Genomic DNA, 18265 nt, shown 5'->3' with positions numbered 1-18265 from the left:
GAGATGAAGAAAATGAAACATTTATACGGTGTGACTACAGCTATGGTGACTCCATTCGATGAGAATGGAAAGGTAGATTTGGGAAAGGTTGAACAAATCGCCGAGTTTCTGATTTCAAAAGGAGTACACTGTTTATATCCGCTTGGAACAACGGGCGAAATGCTGAGAATGTCTGTGGAAGAAAGAAAAGCAGTTGCTGAAGCGGTTGTAAAAAAAGCGAACAAACGTGTAACCGTATACATACATACAGGAGCTATGAATGAGGAAGATACAATCGCCCTCTCGAAACATGCTTATGAAATTGGCGCAGACGGTATCGGCGTGGTTTCCCCTGTGTTCTTTCTTGCAAATGATAAGGAGCTGGAAACTTATTTTGTCAATGTAGCTTCGAGTGTGCCGGATAACTTTCCGATGTACTTGTATGGAATCCCTCAATTAGCTGGAAATGATATTAAACCGGAAGTGGCACAGCGTGTGGCAGATCGTTGCAAGAACGTAATTGGCTTAAAATACAGCTATCCTGATTATTTGCGTGTTAACGAATATCTAGCAGTAAATGAAGGCAAGTTTTCGGTTGTGCCTGGTGCAGATAAATTATTTCTTCCGGGATTAGCCATGGGTTGTGATGGTGTGGTGTCAGGTGTTTCATGTGCATATCCGGAGCCTTTTGTAGCTGTTTATAACGCATTTATAGAAAATGACATCATCAAAGCAAGAAAGATGCAGCGTATTGCGATTAAATATTGTGAACTGCTGAAAAATGGAAGCAATATGTCCTATTATAAAGAAGCTCTCAAATTAAGAGGAATTGAGGCTGGGTTCATGAGAGCGCCGCAGTTGGATCTCACCCCTGAAGAAGTAAAAGCCCTCGGAGCAGCGTTGCAAGAGTTGAATGAAGAGGCAAGCGAGTTATTCGCATAATCGTCAAAGGAAGTGAATCGGAATGGGCAAGCAAAATGCGGGGGTATGGGTAGGTGTTACGGTATTCCTTTTCGCTGCAGTCCTTTTTTGGCAGTCATTGTCGCTGAAGTATCAGACTAATTTCGGACCTGGGCCGGGAATGTTTCCAAGATGGTTGATTGCCATTCTTATGCTGTTTTCATTGATCTACATATGGCAGTCGATTAAAAAGGTTGTTATACGTTTTGCCGATGTGTTTCCAAAGGGGAGAGAACTGGGGAATGTTCTCTCCGTCCTGGCTTCGGTTGTAGTATTTATGCTTATTGTCAATTATGTCGGCTTTATTACCGCAGGCACTGTATTGCTGTTTATGTTGTTTGCTCGTGAGTACAAGTGGTATTCAGCGCTAGGCATTTCTCTTTTAGTATCCATCCTCTTGTTTGTGATATTTAAGTCAGCGTTCAGTATTCCGCTTCCAGTAAATGTGTGGGGATGGTGAGGTGTAAACGATGGATGCTTTTTCACAACTTATAGCAGGATTTGAGACAGCGCTTACACTTTGGAATCTACTCTATTGTTTAATTGGCGTCACCGTAGGGATGTTTGTAGGTGTGCTGCCTGGGCTGGGTCCTACAACGGCTACCGCACTCTTGATACCCATCACGTTTGGGATGGAGCCAGTATCCGCGATCATCATGCTTGCAGGTATTTATTATGGCGGTATGTACGGAGGCACTATTACATCGGTGCTGATTAATACTCCGGGCGAGGCGGCTTCTGTTATTACCTGCCTAGACGGACATCCGTTGGCTAAACAAGGGAGAGCCGGTGTTGCTCTCGGTGTGGCGGGAATTGGTTCATTTATCGGGGGAACCGTTTCCATTATCGGCTTGGCGTTAATTGGTCCTGCCCTTGCGGAATTTGCCTTGCGGTTTGGGCCGCCGGAATTTTTCTCTCTTATGTCCTTTGGATTGATCATGGTCATTGGTTTGATGGGGAAATCGCTAGTGCGAGGCATGATTGCGGCGTTCCTCGGACTGACATTATCCCTCATCGGGATGGACCCGGTTTCAGGAGCCATCCGGTTTACTTTTGATCAACCGTTTCTATTGAATGGCTTGGATTTAGTAACCGTTGCTATGGGACTGTTCGGTCTTTCAGAAATTTTGATCGGTATGGAGAACCTGGCGACCTCGGAGAGACCGGCCAAAGTGAAGGGGCTGCTGCCTGAACGCAGTGAATGGAAAGGGACGGCCAACTCCATCGGTCGAGGAACGGTGCTTGGGTTTATAACAGGCTTGATACCGGGTACCAATTCGGTTATACCTACTATGCTTTCCTATTCATTGGAGAAGAAAATTGCCAAGGATCCATCGAGATTCGGTAAAGGTGCTATCGAGGGGGTAGCGGGGCCGGAAACGGCTAATAACGCTTATTGCGGCTCAGCCCTTATACCGTTGTTCACCCTGGGCATTCCGAGCTCGCCGACCATTGCCATTTTATTAGGTGCATTTATTATGCATGGTTTGACTCCAGGGCCTGTACTGTTCCAGACTAACCCGAATTTCGTTTGGGCTATTATCGCCAGTATGTTTATAGGTAATTTATTTCTCTTATTTATGAATCTGCCAATGGCGGGCATGTGGGCCAAAATTGCAATGGTACCCCCAAAGCTTCTATATCCGGTCATTCTTATTATATCGGTGTTAGGTGCCTATACCGTCAATAATGATCTATGGGATGTCGGAGTTATGTTTGTATTCGGTATTGTAGGTTATGTGATGAAAAAGCTGGATATTCCGATGGCCCCAATCGTGTTGACGTTTGTGTTAAGCAAGCTGATGGAAAGCTCTTTGCTGCAATCGTACAAGCTATTTGAAGGAGATCTTCTTCAATTTTTCACCCGCCCCATTTCTGCAACCTTGCTGATACTGGCTTTCATTGTATTAATTTTTAGTGTTACAGCGGAAATAAAGAACAGGAAGTCCAAGTTTGCCGGAGATGTCGAAATGTAAGATAAATCTTAATTAAATTTAATTCACGATGGGGGAAATTCAATATGAAAAAAGCAATTTTGGGTGCAAGCTTATCATTGGCATTATTATTGGGAGGATGCGGCACACAAGGCGGAGCGGCAACAGGAGGAGCGGCAGGCGGGCAAGCAAAAGATCAACCGAAAAAGGCGGCATTTCCTGAGAAGGAAATTACGTTAGTAGTTCCATTTGCTCCTGGAGGCGCATCGGACAGCACAGCCCGTATTATTGCTAAAGGTATGGAAGAAAAATTAAAGAAGCCCGTTGTGGTTATAAATAAATCAGGGGGTACTGGCGGTGTAGGCTTATCCTATGTACAAGCAAGTCCAAAAGATGGATATACACTCAGTTATGCTCCTGTTGAGCTCGTAATGCATAAAGCTTTGGGGCTTTCTGATCTGGAACCGAGCAAGTTTGACATGCTGGCACAAGCGACCGTAATTCCGGCAGCATTAACGGTTACAGCTAACGCTCCTTACAACACGGTGGAAGAGTTTATCGAATTCGCCAAAAAGAATCCAGGCAAAATTAAAGTAGGAAATTCCGGAGCTGGTTCAATTTGGCATGTGGCATCAACAGCATTTGCAACTAAAGCAGGTGTAACTTTTAGTGATATCCCTTTTGACGGAGCGGCTCCTGCGGTAACGGCTTTGATGGGTGGCCACTTGGATGCGGTAACGGTTAGCACGGGGGAAGTGAAAAGTGCAATTGAGTCCAAAAAAGTGAAAGTGCTTGCAATTATGGACAACCAACGCGATAAAAACTTTCCGGACGTTCCAACGTTGAAAGAAAAAGGAATTGATGTACAGATCGCAGGCTGGGGCGGATTTGTGCTTCCAAAGGGTACACCGGAAGACGTTAAAGCTGTATTAGCTGATGCTTTGAAGGAAGCGGTTAATTCGGAAGCCTTCAAAAAATTCGCAGCCGAGCGTGGATTTACACTATCCTACAAAGCGCCTGCCGAGTATACGAAGTATGCCGAGGATCAATTCAAATTTTTCTCGGAGCTAATCCCTACGATGAAGTTGAAGTAAGTGTTGGAAACAGCAAAAAAGATCACTCTCCACTTGGAAGGGTGATCTTTTTTTGCTTGGTTTACATTAGAGAGAACGGCTGCTTAATTGGCTTGTGCCATACTGCTGGATGGTGTGGCAGATAATCCATTCAAAAATCCCAGCGTTAAGGATAAGTAGTCTTTTTTATTACCTTTAAAAATCAGTTCATGTCGTTCCTTAGTCAGCAGCCATAGCTGTGAACCGGAATTGTCAGGCTGATTGCGGAATACCTCCTGTGCCATTTCGAAGGGTGCGCGTTCATCGTTTTTACTGTGAATGAAAAAGATTGGCATGCTGTATTTGGCTTCTTTTACTTTATCATAAGGAATCTGGTTCAGGCTGACCCCATTGAGCAGCGGGAAGAACAAATGCACAAGTGGTTGGGAAGGAAACTTAGGTAAATTCGCCACCTGAATCATGTTATGGTAGAGAGTATCCGGTTCAAGAATGAATGTGCTGTCTAATATCATACCGTCAATATCTTCAGTTTGAAGGGCGGCTTGCAGCGCTGTTCCTGCTCCCATAGAGAAACCCCAAACATAAACTTCTCCTGATCCATGTTCTTTCGCGTATTTGATAGCGCCAAGTAGTTCTTGAGATTCGCGAATACCGCCGGTTACGCTCTCCTTCGGCTGAACATAACCATAATCGAACATGAGGACATTGTAGTTTTGCTTATGCAATTCCTTGGCCAAACTGTATAAGGGAACCCATATTTCTTCGCGATTTCCGCCGTAGCCATGTGAGAATACAATCGTTTTACTCTTTTCAGCCAAGGTTTCAGAAGGGATAAACCAGCCGGATAGATTCGAGCTGCCATTCAAGCTTGGGAACTGAATATTTTCATACGCTGCTCCAAATGATAAAGCTGGGTTGGAACGAAGCGGGTCAATATGCGGCCGTGCTAAGGTCCAGGCAATGTAAGCATGAAATCCCAGGATTAGACTGAAGCAGAGCAGCATAAATGAGATCATTGCAATAAGCAGCTGTTTGATTCTGCGACGGGCAATGGAGGGTTTAATGATAACGTTTTCAATCTGGGTTTGTGCTGTATGGAGCGGGATAGAAGTAAGTGGTTCCGGTTCCATCGGGATCCCTCCTCATGATCTTAGATGTCTAAAAATATATATAGGTAGTAGGTAATGAATAAAATGAGGGACTTAGTTAAGGATAAAAATCATGTTCTTATTTCTATAGTAAGATGTGGGCGGCAGGTGCGTCAATCCTCCGCGAAAAATGTAAACTGGCTGTAATCTAACTGTAACAGAGAGTGTTTCAGAAAAGGATAAATGGAGCAGCTGGGCCATTATTTTCTACCCAAACATAATAATTGTTGAAGAATCAAAAGAGGCCGGATAGTTTTAAATAATATTCCTTTACGGTGTTATTGGCATGAGTTATACTATATGTAACTGAGTTTCATCAAGTGAAACTGATTGTTGGAGGAAATGTCGATGGAAGATGGTAAACTGACGGTTCGCGCGGTAGAACGCGCTTTAGATATTTTACTTTGTTTTACCGATTCTTCAGATATAAGCTTAACTGAAATTTCGGCAAGGGTATCGCTTCATAAGAGTACAGTGCATAGGCTGCTTGCTTCGTTGGAGGGTAAAGGATTCGTTCTGAGGGATCCTTCATCGGATAAATATCGGCTGGGCTTTCGTATTTGGGAGCTATCGGCTAATTTGACTCATAGTGATGATCCTGCGCAGATTTTACTGCCGGACATGGAGGGGCTGCGCGATCAGCTTGATGAGACGATTAGCTTATACGTGCGAGACGGCTTGGAGCGTGTCCGTGTACAAGCTGTACAGAGCAACCAGGCTATCCGACGTGTTGCGCCTATTGGGGCGAGGATGCCGTTGTACGTTGGCGCATCGAGCAAGATCCTTGTAGCCTTCGCCGAGGAGGAGGTGCAGGAGGTGCTGACGGAAGGCCCGGCTTGGCCGCAGGGGCTGGAGCGCAGCTCCTTTATGCAGCAACTCGCTGAGGCGAAGACGCTAGGCTACGCGACAAGCGTCGAGGAGCGTGAGCCTGGCGCCGCTGCCGTGGCGGTGCCGATCTTGAACGGCTCGCATCGGCTGGTAGCCGCGCTTGCTGTGAGCGGTCCCTCCAACCGGTTGACGTTGGAGAAGATGAAGGCACATGCGCCAGTGCTGATGGAAGCGGCGCGGCGCATGGGCAAGATGTTGAAATAAAGCCGGTTTTCATCCCGATAAGGGGTGCAAGCCGGCTTTATTTTTTTGCTTTTGCCTAGGCGAAGGCAAAATTCTATTTAAATTGCGCAGGTATTTGGGACTAGTTCTATCATTTTCTCTGCTGCACTAAAATACGACAGTGTTTTTAGCGGATTTCGTCTACTATCAAGTAATTGGTGTAGAAACAAGCTATAAACTGAAAATAAAGTTTGGGACCTTATTAGTATTTGATCTGTATTTGTATTTCTATCTGTATCTGTCTATCTGGTATTAAGTAACAGGAAATGCTCCATCTATTTAAGTTATTTTGAGCCTTGTATGGGTTTTATCTGGAATTAGTCCTGTTATTTCGGCGCGTTTAGTCTTCATACGGGATATTCAGCTAGATTAACTTGAGTTTTTCCAGCTAGATGAGCCCGCAAGGCATATATTGGAGAAATTAGCTTGAGCTTTTCCTGTTATATTGTCGAATGCCTGCGCTGATGAGAGCGGTCTGCCGATGCTATGGCGCATGCAATAGGTAAATAAGATAACATGTGATTCAATGTTGAACTTATGCAGTAATTAATAATATATCATCCCCCTCAGATAATTGGGAAGGAGGTGAAGCTTACATGCTGGCGAACAAATTAGCAGGAGCAAAAGGAATGATCAAGCTTCGGAACATACTAATCATATTTGTCCTGGTGCTTATCCTGGAGATCATACATCCCCTCGAAGTGAAGGCCGGGCTTTTAAATTCAATTACAAACATAGTGGAGAAGGTGTCTACTCCTCCATCCAAAGCTGTAGATGCATCACCGACATCTCCTGTGGCATCGCCAGCGTCGGCATCGCCGGTGTCACCATCGCCGGCCACGGCATCGCAAGCTCCGTCATCGCCGGTGTCACCATCGCCGGCCACGGCATCGCAAGCTCCGTCAGCGCCGGCGTCACCACCGGCACAGGATGCGCAGCAGCCTTCTTCCCCGTCTGCGGGGAATGATAGTCGGCTACCCGATCTGAAGGTGAAGTCACCCTCAATTTCGCTGGACACACCGCTGGTAAAGATAGAGCTTCCTTCGCTGGAGGTGAAGGTTTCGACAGACCGCACGACGCAAGCATCGGTGGATTTGCCTGCTATCAAAGTGGACCAGCCTGCCGTCCAGGTAAAGACGCCTGAAGCGGCAGCGGAAGTGCCGCTAACTGGGCTAGGGCAAGTGTCGCAAATCAAGCTTGAAACTCCATCCGTTCAAGTGAACACGCCGCTTATAGATGTACAGGTGCAAAGCGCCCCTGTGAGCATTCAGCCAGTGGGAGCGATGATACCTGCCACAGAGAGGAAGACCTTGGAGAGTGGTCTACTTCCCAATCTGGAGCTAAAGGCACCTGCGATTTCGCTAGATGCACCTCTGGTTAAGGTGGACGTCCCTTCGGTTGAGATGATCGTTTCATCCGATCTGATACCGCAGGCAACGGTCAGCCTGCCTGTTATAAAAGTGGACACGCCGATCGTGAAGGTACAGACGCCTGTGGTTGAAGCAGAAGTGCCATTGTCGCCAATCGGGGTTCTTCCGATCCAGGTCGAGCCTCCAGCGGTCGTGATTCCGCCCATTCAAGTTGAAGCACCGTCCGTTGTAGTTATCCAAGTGCCGAATACACCGGATAGTATTATCGTTAACCTGACAGAGATTCCTCTCAATAATGGAGGGAACAGAAATGGAGGGAACAGAGCTGATAGCTGGCAGGAAGCGAGCGAAACTAGGGATTTGTTTACTTTTATAAAGAGGGGTCCTGGCCCTGGGGCTGGTCCGCCTTCCACCTTGCACGAAAATGTTCCTATAGCAGCCATTAAGGTAGAACCTACCTACTCAACCCATGCGACTCAGGCAAATCATTCCGATAGTCCTGAAGCCGGTAGGGAAGGAATGCTAGCTCCGATTCCTGAACTGGAAATACCGCTTGTCTCCCCTGTGGGACGACTCTCGGATCGCGAATTTCTACAGGCTAATAGGAACGAGTCCAATACTGCAGAGCCGACACCCGTACGTAAAGCTTTCACGAATCGCTGGTTTGTGTTGCCGTTTACTTTTATAAAAGGAAATGGTCCAGCTGGCAGCGGTGCATTAATAGGCGCTGGTAGCGGGGAACTGGCTGGAAGCCCGGTATTTCTTTTTCCGGTTAACATGCTTCAGAATCCTCCGAAAGTAACGAACAAAGATTATGGAGGATCCCAGTTATCGGGTATAAATCAATGGTCAAGGCCGCCACCGGGTGAACCCCCGCGATATATGCTTCTTCTCAACGATTGATCAACATAATGAGAAGGAGTGTATATGAAATGATAAATAATCTAAAGGCAAAGGTTTCTCCTATGACGAGTGTTATGATCACAGGTTTGTTGTCTAGTACGCAACGAAAGCCGCGCTATTCCCGAGAGGAAGATGAGTCCATACTCATTGAGGAGGCCATTTATGAGAAACGCCGGCAATTAAATAAATATGCAGAAGCACATGGTCATACAGACCCTGGGAGTCTTAGATACTCAATGGAGCTGGATGATTTAATTAATGCGTTTAATAGATCGCAAAAAAAGACAACTGATTAACTCAGTTGCCTTCGAATTAATGAAAGAGCGCCCTTTCTCGGGCGCTTTTTCAATTGAAATTAAGCCATAATTTGACGCAATACCGTTTGCAGAATTCCACCGTTACGGTAGTAGTCCACATCCACCATGCTGTCCAGACGAACGATAGCTTCGAACTGGAAGCTGCTTCCGTCTTCACGTGTAACTGTGACAGGAACCTTTTGACCTGGTTGAACATCGTTGGTCAAGCCAGTGATGTCGAAAGTTTCTGTTCCAGTAATGCCTAGTGTTTTCCAGCTGGAGCCTTCGGAGAATTGAAGCGGCAGAACGCCCATTCCCACGAGGTTGGAACGGTGAATACGCTCGAAGCTTTCTGCGATTACGGCTTTTACTCCCAACAGGAATGTACCTTTTGCTGCCCAGTCACGGGAGCTGCCTGTACCGTACTCTTTACCTGCGATAACAACCAGGTTCGTACCTTGCTCCTGATATTTCATGGAAGCATCATAGATGGACTCAACTTGCCCAGTTGGCAGGTAAGTGGTTACGCCGCCTTCAGTGCCTGGAGCCACTTGGTTACGAATACGGATGTTAGCGAAAGTTCCGCGCATCATTACATCGTGATGACCACGACGTGAACCGTACGAGTTGAAATCTTCTTTCTTTACACCATGCTCGATTAAGAATTTACCGGCAGGGCTGTCTGCTTTAATGTTACCAGCAGGGGAAATATGGTCCGTTGTTACGGAATCTCCAAGCAATGCCATAGCTCTTGCGCCGCGGATATCGGCCATATCGGCAATGCCCGCGCCCAAGTTTTCGAAGAATGGAGGGTTAGCGATATAGGTGGATTTTTCATCCCACTCGTACAGCTCGCCTTCCGGTACATTGATTGCATTCCAACGCTCATTGGCACGGAACACATTGGAATATTTATCACGGTAGATATCAGGGCTCATTGCCGATGACATCGCTTCTTGAATCTCAGCGTTTGTCGGCCAAATGTCTTTCAAATAAACAGGTTGGTTCGCTTGATCATAACCGATTGGATCGTTAGCCAAATCGATGTTAACCGTTCCTGCCAATGCATAAGCAACAACCAGCGGTGGAGAAGCCAAGTAGTTTGCTTTTACTTGGGCATGAACGCGGCCTTCAAAGTTACGGTTACCGGACAATACAGCGGCAACAGTCATATCGTTGTTAGAGATAGCTTCTCCAACTTCCTCTGGCAGTGGACCGGAGTTACCAATACAGGTTGCACAGCCGTATCCTGCTACGTGGAAGCCCAGAGCTTCAAGAGATTCCAACAGGTTAGCATTCTTCAGGTAGTTAGTAACAACTAGAGATCCTGGAGTTAAGCTGCTTTTTACATAAGCAGGTTTTTTCAGACCAAGCGCTACCGCTTTCTTAGCTACCAAACCTGCACCGATCATAACACTTGGGTTGGATGTGTTAGTACAGCTTGTGATAGCTGCGATAACAACAGCGCCTGTGCCCATTTGGCTAACATCGCCATTAGCGTGCTTCACTTCAACCGTCTCTGAAATTTTCTCGTCGCTTAAGCCGTAGCCGCCTTTTTCAATCGGTGTGCGAATGATGGAGTTGAAGGATTCCTTCATTGATGTTAATTCGATACGGTCTTGCGGACGTTTAGGACCAGCCAAGCTTGGTACAACGGATGACATGTCAAGCTCGATCACGTCACTGAATATTGGATCTGGTGTTGCATCAGTACGGTACATGCCTTGTGCTTTATAGTAAGCTTCAACAAGCGCGATTTGATCCTCTTCACGACCTGTGCTGCGCATGTAATTCAAAGATTCAGCATCAACCGGGAAGAAGCCGATAGTTGCGCCGTATTCCGGTGCCATGTTAGCTACTGTAGCGCGGTCAGCCAAGCTAATGTTGCTAAGGCCAGGGCCGAAGAACTCAACGAATTTACCTACAACGCCTTTTTTGCGAAGCATTTGGGTAACAGTTAGTGCCAAGTCGGTTGCAGTTGAACCTTCAGGCAGGTTGCCAGTCAGCTTGAAGCCGATAACTTCCGGTGTTACAAAGTAAAGCGGTTGACCCAACATACCGGCTTCGGCTTCAATACCGCCAACACCCCAGCCCACAATACCAAGGCCGTTGATCATAGTTGTATGAGAATCCGTACCTACCAATGAATCCGGATATACTACAGTTTCGCCGTCGACAACTTTAGTAGCTGCAACAGACGCCAGATACTCCAAGTTAACTTGGTGAACGATACCGGTAGCAGGAGGGACAGCGCGGAAATTATCAAAAGCTGTTTGTGCCCAACGAAGGAAACGGTAACGCTCTTCATTACGCTCAAATTCATAATTCATGTTTATATCTAAAGCGTCTGGAGATCCGAAAGCATCAACCATTACAGAGTGGTCAATAACAAGGTCCACGGGTACGAGTGGATTGATACGCTTTGGATCGCCGCCGGAACGCTTCATAGTATCTCTCATGGCAGCAAGATCAACAACTACAGGAACACCTGTGAAATCTTGCAAAACGATACGCGCAGGAATAAAAGGAATTTCCTTGTCTTCGCGTTCTTTTGTCCAGTTAGCAATTTGTTTTACATGCTCGGAAGTAATCGCTCTGCCGTCAAATTGACGAACAGCCGCCTCCAAAAGGACTTTAATGGAAAAAGGCAATGCGTTAATATTTCCGAGGCCTTGCGCCTCAAGTCCGGGCAAACTGTAGTAATGGTAGTTTTTACCGTTAACATCCAGTGATTTGCGTACGGAGTACTGATCTTTGTTAGCCATGGTTTTCGTTTCCTCCTTAAAAATGTAGTATCAGCTGAAATCTTGGTTGTTTCATACAGTGAAACGCGATTTCATAATTACTATACACTAAGTATACATCGTGCGAGACGCTTCGTAAAGGTTATATTCAATCATTTTTGCCCACATTCCCTCATATATTGGAATAATCGATAGCCCCGTATGGACAGGAGTATCTGTTATTTAATTTGAAGGTTAAGCTTTCGTTTCTTTTGTTTCGCATAACTTTGGTGAACGACTCGTGCTGAGGGACGGCGAAACCTTTTATCCTGTCTGCAAACCAACCAATTGGAGGTAGCCCGCATGTCATGGAAAACAACACTCTATGATTATGTTCACCACAAAAATCAAATGGACATGGATTATTCCGTCGAACCATTGCTTCCGTTCGTAACGGATACACAATTTCTGCAAGAACAAATCAAACGGTTGGCTCGAACTGCACATTCGGATCAAGACCGGCGCTATTTCCCTGTTAAAAATGAAACCCGGCTAACCATTGTACAATCATCTGTTCAGCAGCACCAAGTTACGGCCGATATTCGTCTCAAACGCAATTCGGTTGGAGCTATAGGGAATACCGAGCTTGAAGAGCAGCGTGTTGAAACCGAGAGAATAACGCTTGAGCAATTTGATGAGAAATGGCATATAACGCGTATCGAACTCGTTGGTGTGGAAAATTCGTTTCCTATAAATACACCGAATCACGGAAGTTCGGCGGAGATGGAAGCGGGTGAGCCGTACGTGAACCGCGGGATACGCCTTCCCTCATTGCCCTATTTGAATTATGACGTTGTCCCCTATTTGGAATCTTCCGGAAGAAGATTCAGCTACAATCGGGCTCAAGCTGTTGAATACGCCGAAACCTGGTGGGATAAAGCGAATCCCTCTTACATTGAATTTGAAGTGGATTGCAGCAGCTTTGTTTCCCAATGCCTCTTTGCAGGCGGGGCGCCAATGAACTATACTGGAAAAAGAGACTTGGGTTGGTGGTACAAGGGCAAATATAACGGACAAGAGCATTGGAGCTTCAGCTGGGCAGTTGCTCATAGCCTCCAAGGATATATGTTAAACAGTCGAACCGGACTTCATGCTGAAATTGTGGATCATGCCGATCGACTTCAGCTGGGTGATGTTATCAGCTACGACTGGGAGGGCGGCGGACGGTTTAGTCACAGTGCAATTGTCACAGCCAAGGATGCCAATGGTATGCCTTTGATGAATGCTCATACAATAAACAGTCGCCATCGTTATTGGGCTTATAAAGATTCGCCTGCATGGACAGAGCGTACGATATACCGTTTCCTGCATATAACCGAGCTGAGATAATGCTAGGCTTACGCTTGCAAGTATTCTTCCAATCCGCTTGGATTATGCTTGTCCTGCTCAATTTTCTTTCTGAATTGCGAATTTTATAAGTTGTATAGAAGGTATAAGTTTAAAACTGTGCTTTACTACCCTGTATGAAACTTATTCGTCATTCCATTCACGGGTCGTTTATTCTTGCTTCACACTTTTTATACAGTACTTATATGCCCTTACCTATCATAGATTTTCGGAGGTTATTTATGAACGACAAAATTCGAGTTGGTTTAGTATACGGCGGAAAATCCGGTGAGCACGAGGTATCGCTGCAAACTGCACTCGCTGTGATTAAAGCTTTTGACATGAGCAAATATGAAGTGGTCCCATTTTACATTACCAAGCAAGGGGAGTGGCGTTCGGGCAAGCAGCTTCAAGGACCTGTGGGAAGCGTGGCTGCACTGAAGTTTGAGAATGAACCGCAGACGGCAGAGAAGTTTGCGCTGCAGCCCTTTTTTAATACACAGCAGACAGAGGATACGAAGCTTGTGGACTCAACACCTGGGTCTCAGATCGATGTAGTATTTCCATTATTGCACGGGACATTTGGCGAGGATGGGACCATTCAAGGTTTGTTGGAAATGGCTAATATCGCTTATGTAGGAGCTGGTGTACTAGCTTCCTCTGTAGGAATGGATAAAGTGATGATGAAGAAGGTTTTTGCTCAGGAAGGCTTGCCGCAATGCGTGTTCCGCCACTTCACCCGGACCCAATGGGAAAAGGATCAAGCTTTCTTCCTAATGGAAGTTGAGGTTTCTATCGGCTATCCTTGTTTTGTTAAACCGGCAAATCTGGGTTCCAGTGTGGGCATCAGTAAAGCTTTAAACCGGGAAGAGCTGATTAGAGCTATTCAGGAAGCTTTCCAGTTTGATCGTAAAGTTATTATTGAAGAGAATATCAACGCGCGAGAAGTGGAAGTGGCAGTGCTCGGCAACGATGATCCGGAAGCCTCTGTGGTAGGCGAGGTGGTATCCTCTAATGAGTTCTATGACTATAAAGCCAAATATATCGATGGTAAATCATCCATGATCATTCCCGCTGAGATTCCTCAGGAGCTGTCGGATGAAATTCGGGAAATGGCTATTCAAGCTTTTCTGGCTGTTGATGGTTCCGGCTTGTCGCGTGTAGACTTCTTCCTTAGAAAGGAAGATAACAAAATTTTTATTAATGAAATCAATACAATGCCTGGCTTTACGCCTTTTAGCATGTATCCATTGTTGTGGAAAGAGACCGGCAAGCCGTACCGCGAGCTGTTGGATAACTTAATTTCACTAGCTGTCAAGCGCCATGCAGAAAAACAGCGGCTTCAATATTCTTTTGATGTTTAAATGAGACTCGTGTGAAAGAGCGGCAGAGTTGTATCCGCCTCGCACTTATTGAATACATAGTTTGGGTTAATTCCAACTACTTGCGAACTTCTGCTGCATCACGTATGCTTAAATTATATGATCAAAAGTGCCATAAGAAAGGAGACTACGTATGGGATTTCAAACCGAATTTAATTCCGTGTGCAAGTTTAAATCCGAGCAAGAGCTATACGAGCTGCTGGAATATGGGCGCGGCAAAATGGTTAAAAAGGGCTTCCGGGTTTACCCGACAGGAGAAATGGTCATCGCCTACAGTCCGGAGAACAAAGCGATCGCGATTGTCAAAATCATTGCTTCTATTGCAGAAATCAACTTCCAGGGAGAAGAAGTAACCCAGGTGGAGATGGAGCTGATGCGCCGATTGACGGAAGAAGAATCGCGTGTTCAGACCGCATTAGCTCATGAAATGTTTTTCGGCCTTTTGCGTTGATAACACAAATCGATATCACCTTTCCTTTACTTTTTGTAGAGGGAAGGTGTTTTTCTTTTTCTGGAGAATGGAACGACCGTTTATCCTTGATAGCTAGTGACGCCATTGGACAACCTATTTTCATATACTTTGGAAGCGGAGTGTGAAGGGATAGGATGATTGTCCGTCTTGGTTATGTCGCAATGTCGATGCTTGTAGCTAATGCTTCTCCGTCTAAAACTATGACGGCAACTAACTTCGCCAAGCTTGAAAACCGTGAAGCCGCGATTCGTAAGCTGGAGCGGACGGCTGTTGATAACATTAATAATACACTCAGGCTGCTGAAGCATAATCGGGTTTATGACATTCAACTATACCGCTGTTCCTCCAAGCTTATTCCTCTGTTGGGCCATGAGCTGCTAGAGGGTTGGGACCCGATGCCGGTTCTACAAGATGCTTTTACTGAATTGGGACAATATGCCCGTTTGCACAATATGCGCATTAGCTTTCATCCTGATCATTTTACCGTGCTGAGCACACCTCGGGAGGAAGTACTGCGAAATTCATTGCTTGATTTGGATCGGCATGTCACAATGCTGGAGGCAATGGGGCTCGATGAGTCAGCTAAATGTAACATTCATATAGGCGGGGCTTATGGTAACAAAGAGACTGCCCAGGCACGGTTTGTTGAACGGTTCAGAAATCTTCCGGGCAGAATTAGCAGAAGGCTGACTTTGGAAAATGATGATAAAACCTTCACAGCACTAGAGACGCTGGCAGTTTGTGAGATTGTGAAGGCTCCTATGGTGCTTGATATTCATCATCATCAGGTTAATCATTCGGAGGAAGAGACGCTTGAAGAGGATCTAAAAGTTTTATGGCCTAGAATATTGAGTACTTGGGAAGGTCAAAAGGAACAGGATTCGGATCATCCCTTGCCTCCCAAAATTCACGTTTCAAGCCCCAAGAACGATAAGGATGTACGAAGCCATGCCGATTTTATCGATGCTCCCGTTCTTATGCGATTTTTACGGTCTATTGCGTCTGTGACTCCAAGGCTCGATATTATGATTGAAGCTAAAAAGAAGGATGAGGCGCTCATCCAGCTTATGAAAGACGTGGAAGAAGAGGCTGATGTAAACGTTCTAGGGCAAGCTTCCTTTGAACTTTGAGCTGCATATATTCTTGCTTGAAATATTCGGTAAAATGGGGTACCTTGAGAAAGGGTGAAGGCTAAAGCCTCATTTTATTTTGGAAGGGGAATTTTTACATGAGCCAACTATTAAACGGTAAAAATATACTTGTAATGGGTGTAGCGAACGACCGCAGCATCGCATGGGCGATTGCACAATCCTTAGCATCGCAAGGTGCGCGCCTTGCCTTTACATTTGAAAATGAAAGAGTCGAGGAGCGGGTTCGCAAGCTGGCTGACACTATTCCTAATTCGGTTGTACTTCCTTGCAATGTAACGGTTGATGAAGAGATTGAAACATTGGCCGGGGCTGTTAAAGAACATTTCGGTGTGCTGCACGGTCTTGTACATAGCATTGCATTTGCAAAAACGGAAGAGCTGGAAGGCTTATTCGTAGACACTTCCCGTGGAGGCTTTGCTTTAGCCCAAGATATCAGTGCATACTCACTTGTTGCAGTGGCGCAAAGAATGTATCCGCTAATGACAGAAGGCGGCAGCATCATGACTATGACTTACCTTGGTGCAGAACGTGCAATGAAAAATTACAACGTGATGGGTGTTGCGAAGGCTGCATTGGAAGCAAGCGTGCGTTATTTGGCTAATGATCTTGGTCAGTTTAATGTTCGCGTCAATGCAATCTCAGCAGGTCCGATTCGTACCTTGGCAGCCAAGGGAATCAAAGATTTCAACTCCATTTTACGTTCCGTTGAAGAAAAAGCTCCTCTACGTCGCACAACGGAAGTAGCTGAGGTTGGTGACACAGCGATGTTCCTTATGAGTCACTTGTCCAGAGGCATCACTGGCGAAGTTATTTACGTGGATAACGGATATCATATTGTAGGTGTTTAATGTTAAAGGTTAAAGGTTTAAATGACATTCATCCTTCTTGAAGGGGTGGATGTTATTTTTTTGTGATACTCGAGTACGTTTCAGAGATTCTTGATCTTTGGGAGCTCTTTTGTGTTAACCCCTAATTATTTTTGGGTGAAACGCTGTAGCTTTTAAAACGTATATTCAATATACTTAGATTAAATTGTGATTTATAATCTTTGAAGGAAAAAGGGCTGATTGAAATGTCTAATGAAAGAAATCCATCCTTTACTGTCGGAAGCAAGAGCTTCACGGCGGTAGCTATAAATACGGCATCAAAAGCGGGGGAATGGATCCAAAGTAAATTGGGGGATTTCAACAGCTTACATACTAAATATTCCTCGCAGGATCTTGTAACCGAAATAGATAAAGGTGCGGAGAAGATGATCCGCAATTTAATTCAAACCCATTTCCCGCATCACGCGATCCTTGGGGAAGAAGGGGTCGAGCCGGGTCCGGCGGCATCCAGTAAAGCGCTGGAGGCCTTGAAGGAAGCGGAATATTTGTGGATCGTAGATCCTTTGGACGGCACGACCAATTTTGTGCATGGTTTTCCGTTCTTCAGCGTGTCTATCGCCTTGGCTTACAAGGGTGAGGTCATTGTTGGAGTTGTTTACAACCCGATGTCGAACGAGCTGTTTGTTGCTGAGAAGGGGAAAGGCGCTTACGTCAAAGGAAAGCCGATGAACGTCTCGGGCGAGAGTAAGCTAATAGAAAGTTTAATTGCTACCGGCCTTCCGGCAGATCGTGACGGGGCCTTGCCAGTTAATTTGCAGGGGTTTAACGCCTTGTGTCCCAAGGTGCGAAATATTCGTATAGCCGGATCAGCTGCGCTTCATTTGGCTTATGTTGCATCTGGCCGTTTAAGCGGATTTTGGGAAATTGGTCTAAACTCATGGGACATAGCAGCCGGAGCATTGCTTGTTGCAGAGTCGGGGGGGACGGTTACGGATACTGAGGGAAACCCCTATACTTTAGGTGTTCGCAATATTTTAGCTTCTAATGGACATATTCATGATGAATTCCAAAGCGAGCTTGCGAGTGCTTCAGCCGTTGTGATTAAAGGGTAAAACGATATATGTAAGGTTATACAACAGCCTCTACTTCGGACCTTATGGTTTTTTGAAGTAGAGGTTGTTATTTTTTGAGAAAATGGGTATAGTATAAAAGGTTCTGCAGCGGATGAAAAAATAAGGTTGAAAAAAACTTGCAATCTCATTTTATCCATGCTATATTGTTCTTCCGGCCAAAAGAGGTTCGGGATTGAAAGAAAAGAAGATTTTAACTTTCGAAAATAATGCTTGCAATGTGGTGGGCGAATGTGTTATATTATAAAAGTCGCCGCTAAACAAGTTGGCACAAGACGACAAAGAGGAAAGTCAGCAATGACGTGGCTTTGTCAACGATTGCCCTTTGAAAACTGAACAACGAGTGAGTGTTAAAATAGAGAATGTAAATTCTCGCTAGCATTACTTTTGAGCTTAAGACAAGCTTGCGTTAAACGGTCTT

General features: G+C 45.5%; 15 protein-coding genes. 13 read left to right on the top strand and 2 right to left on the bottom strand.

What is annotated here, in order from left to right; all coding sequences use genetic code 11:
• Positions 1 to 12 precede the first annotated feature (12 nt).
• The 4 genes from ACFQ0C_RS07750 to ACFQ0C_RS07735 are packed head-to-tail and all read left to right on the top strand — an operon-like array spanning position 13 to position 3967.
• Entirely contained in the window at positions 13 to 921 is a 909-nt protein-coding gene (locus ACFQ0C_RS07750) for a dihydrodipicolinate synthase family protein (RefSeq protein WP_379365565.1), read from the top strand.
• A 22-nt stretch (positions 922 to 943) separates the two neighbouring features.
• Complete coding sequence (locus ACFQ0C_RS07745) at positions 944 to 1399, top strand: tripartite tricarboxylate transporter TctB family protein (protein ID WP_258217847.1); 456 nt, start codon at positions 944 to 946, stop codon at positions 1397 to 1399.
• 10 nt (positions 1400 to 1409) lie between these two features.
• Positions 1410 to 2915 (top strand): tripartite tricarboxylate transporter permease, encoded by a 1506-nt coding sequence (locus tag ACFQ0C_RS07740; protein ID WP_258217846.1) that lies wholly within the window; start codon positions 1410 to 1412, stop codon positions 2913 to 2915.
• 44 nt (positions 2916 to 2959) lie between these two features.
• Entirely contained in the window at positions 2960 to 3967 is a 1008-nt protein-coding gene (locus tag ACFQ0C_RS07735; RefSeq protein ID WP_379365562.1) for a tripartite tricarboxylate transporter substrate binding protein, read from the top strand.
• Positions 3968 to 4050: 83 nt separating this feature from the next.
• Here the strand turns inward: ACFQ0C_RS07735 and ACFQ0C_RS07730 are convergent, their stop codons facing one another.
• Positions 4051 to 5076: an alpha/beta hydrolase gene (locus ACFQ0C_RS07730; RefSeq protein ID WP_379365560.1), complete on the bottom strand. Its 1026-nt coding sequence runs from the start codon at positions 5074 to 5076 to the stop codon at positions 4051 to 4053.
• Between the two features lie 366 nt (positions 5077 to 5442).
• Here ACFQ0C_RS07730 and ACFQ0C_RS07725 point away from each other — a divergent pair, with 366 nt between their 5' ends.
• The 3 genes from ACFQ0C_RS07725 to ACFQ0C_RS07715 all read left to right on the top strand — a co-directional run bounded on the left by ACFQ0C_RS07725 (position 5443) and on the right by ACFQ0C_RS07715 (position 8773).
• Entirely contained in the window at positions 5443 to 6186 is a 744-nt protein-coding gene (locus ACFQ0C_RS07725) for an IclR family transcriptional regulator (protein ID WP_379365558.1), read from the top strand.
• A gap of 614 nt (positions 6187 to 6800) precedes the next feature.
• A complete protein-coding gene (locus ACFQ0C_RS07720; protein WP_379365556.1) occupies positions 6801 to 8477 on the top strand; it encodes a hypothetical protein in 1677 nt (558 codons plus the stop codon).
• A gap of 29 nt (positions 8478 to 8506) precedes the next feature.
• Positions 8507 to 8773 carry a Spo0E family sporulation regulatory protein-aspartic acid phosphatase gene (locus tag ACFQ0C_RS07715; RefSeq protein ID WP_379365554.1) on the top strand — a complete coding sequence of 89 codons (267 nt, stop codon included), beginning with the start codon at positions 8507 to 8509 and terminating at the stop codon, positions 8771 to 8773.
• Between the two features lie 59 nt (positions 8774 to 8832).
• On the opposite strand, the gene acnA is transcribed toward ACFQ0C_RS07715, so the two are convergent.
• The gene (gene acnA, locus ACFQ0C_RS07710) at positions 8833 to 11538 is read right to left on the bottom strand and encodes an aconitate hydratase AcnA (RefSeq protein ID WP_379365552.1); all 2706 of its coding nucleotides are present in this window, start codon (positions 11536 to 11538) and stop codon (positions 8833 to 8835) included.
• 321 nt (positions 11539 to 11859) lie between these two features.
• On the opposite strand from acnA, the gene ACFQ0C_RS07705 reads away from it, so the two are divergent.
• From ACFQ0C_RS07705 to ACFQ0C_RS07680, 6 genes are all read left to right on the top strand, one after another.
• Entirely contained in the window at positions 11860 to 12885 is a 1026-nt protein-coding gene (locus ACFQ0C_RS07705; RefSeq protein WP_379365550.1) for an amidase domain-containing protein, read from the top strand.
• A gap of 239 nt (positions 12886 to 13124) precedes the next feature.
• The gene (locus ACFQ0C_RS07700; protein ID WP_379365548.1) at positions 13125 to 14246 is read left to right on the top strand and encodes a D-alanine--D-alanine ligase; all 1122 of its coding nucleotides are present in this window, start codon (positions 13125 to 13127) and stop codon (positions 14244 to 14246) included.
• Between the two features lie 151 nt (positions 14247 to 14397).
• On the top strand, positions 14398 to 14715 hold the full coding sequence (locus ACFQ0C_RS07695; RefSeq protein WP_379365546.1) for a hypothetical protein: 318 nt from the start codon (positions 14398 to 14400) through the stop codon (positions 14713 to 14715).
• 155 nt (positions 14716 to 14870) lie between these two features.
• Complete coding sequence (gene uvsE, locus ACFQ0C_RS07690; protein WP_379365544.1) at positions 14871 to 15866, top strand: UV DNA damage repair endonuclease UvsE; 996 nt, start codon at positions 14871 to 14873, stop codon at positions 15864 to 15866.
• Positions 15867 to 15964: 98 nt separating this feature from the next.
• Positions 15965 to 16735 (top strand): enoyl-ACP reductase FabI, encoded by a 771-nt coding sequence (fabI, locus tag ACFQ0C_RS07685; RefSeq protein WP_171651708.1) that lies wholly within the window; start codon positions 15965 to 15967, stop codon positions 16733 to 16735.
• 224 nt (positions 16736 to 16959) lie between these two features.
• Positions 16960 to 17826 carry an inositol monophosphatase family protein gene (locus ACFQ0C_RS07680; protein ID WP_379365541.1) on the top strand — a complete coding sequence of 289 codons (867 nt, stop codon included), beginning with the start codon at positions 16960 to 16962 and terminating at the stop codon, positions 17824 to 17826.
• Positions 17827 to 18265 lie beyond the last annotated feature (439 nt).

This window comes from Paenibacillus sp. GCM10027630 (assembly GCF_042676305.1).
In the GTDB taxonomy this organism is placed as follows: Bacteria; Bacillota; Bacilli; order Paenibacillales; family NBRC-103111; genus Paenibacillus_S.
The sequence above is the reverse complement of the archived record's forward strand: the minus strand, read 5'-3'. Positions and strand labels throughout refer to the sequence as shown.

Coding starts and splice junctions, on each gene's coding strand:
- ACFQ0C_RS07700 (WP_379365548.1), top strand. CDS start 13,125: ATGAACGACAAAATTCGAGTTGGTTTAGTATACGGCGGAAAATCCGGT.
- ACFQ0C_RS07705 (WP_379365550.1), top strand. CDS start 11,860: ATGTCATGGAAAACAACACTCTATGATTATGTTCACCACAAAAATCAA.
- ACFQ0C_RS07725 (WP_379365558.1), top strand. CDS start 5,443: ATGGAAGATGGTAAACTGACGGTTCGCGCGGTAGAACGCGCTTTAGAT.
- ACFQ0C_RS07735 (WP_379365562.1), top strand. CDS start 2,960: ATGAAAAAAGCAATTTTGGGTGCAAGCTTATCATTGGCATTATTATTG.
- acnA (WP_379365552.1), bottom strand. CDS start 11,538: ATGGCTAACAAAGATCAGTACTCCGTACGCAAATCACTGGATGTTAAC.
- ACFQ0C_RS07745 (WP_258217847.1), top strand. CDS start 944: ATGGGCAAGCAAAATGCGGGGGTATGGGTAGGTGTTACGGTATTCCTT.
- ACFQ0C_RS07720 (WP_379365556.1), top strand. CDS start 6,801: ATGCTGGCGAACAAATTAGCAGGAGCAAAAGGAATGATCAAGCTTCGG.
- ACFQ0C_RS07715 (WP_379365554.1), top strand. CDS start 8,507: ATGATAAATAATCTAAAGGCAAAGGTTTCTCCTATGACGAGTGTTATG.
- ACFQ0C_RS07740 (WP_258217846.1), top strand. CDS start 1,410: ATGGATGCTTTTTCACAACTTATAGCAGGATTTGAGACAGCGCTTACA.
- ACFQ0C_RS07750 (WP_379365565.1), top strand. CDS start 13: ATGAAACATTTATACGGTGTGACTACAGCTATGGTGACTCCATTCGAT.
- uvsE (WP_379365544.1), top strand. CDS start 14,871: ATGATTGTCCGTCTTGGTTATGTCGCAATGTCGATGCTTGTAGCTAAT.
- ACFQ0C_RS07695 (WP_379365546.1), top strand. CDS start 14,398: ATGGGATTTCAAACCGAATTTAATTCCGTGTGCAAGTTTAAATCCGAG.
- ACFQ0C_RS07730 (WP_379365560.1), bottom strand. CDS start 5,076: ATGGAACCGGAACCACTTACTTCTATCCCGCTCCATACAGCACAAACC.
- ACFQ0C_RS07680 (WP_379365541.1), top strand. CDS start 16,960: ATGTCTAATGAAAGAAATCCATCCTTTACTGTCGGAAGCAAGAGCTTC.
- fabI (WP_171651708.1), top strand. CDS start 15,965: ATGAGCCAACTATTAAACGGTAAAAATATACTTGTAATGGGTGTAGCG.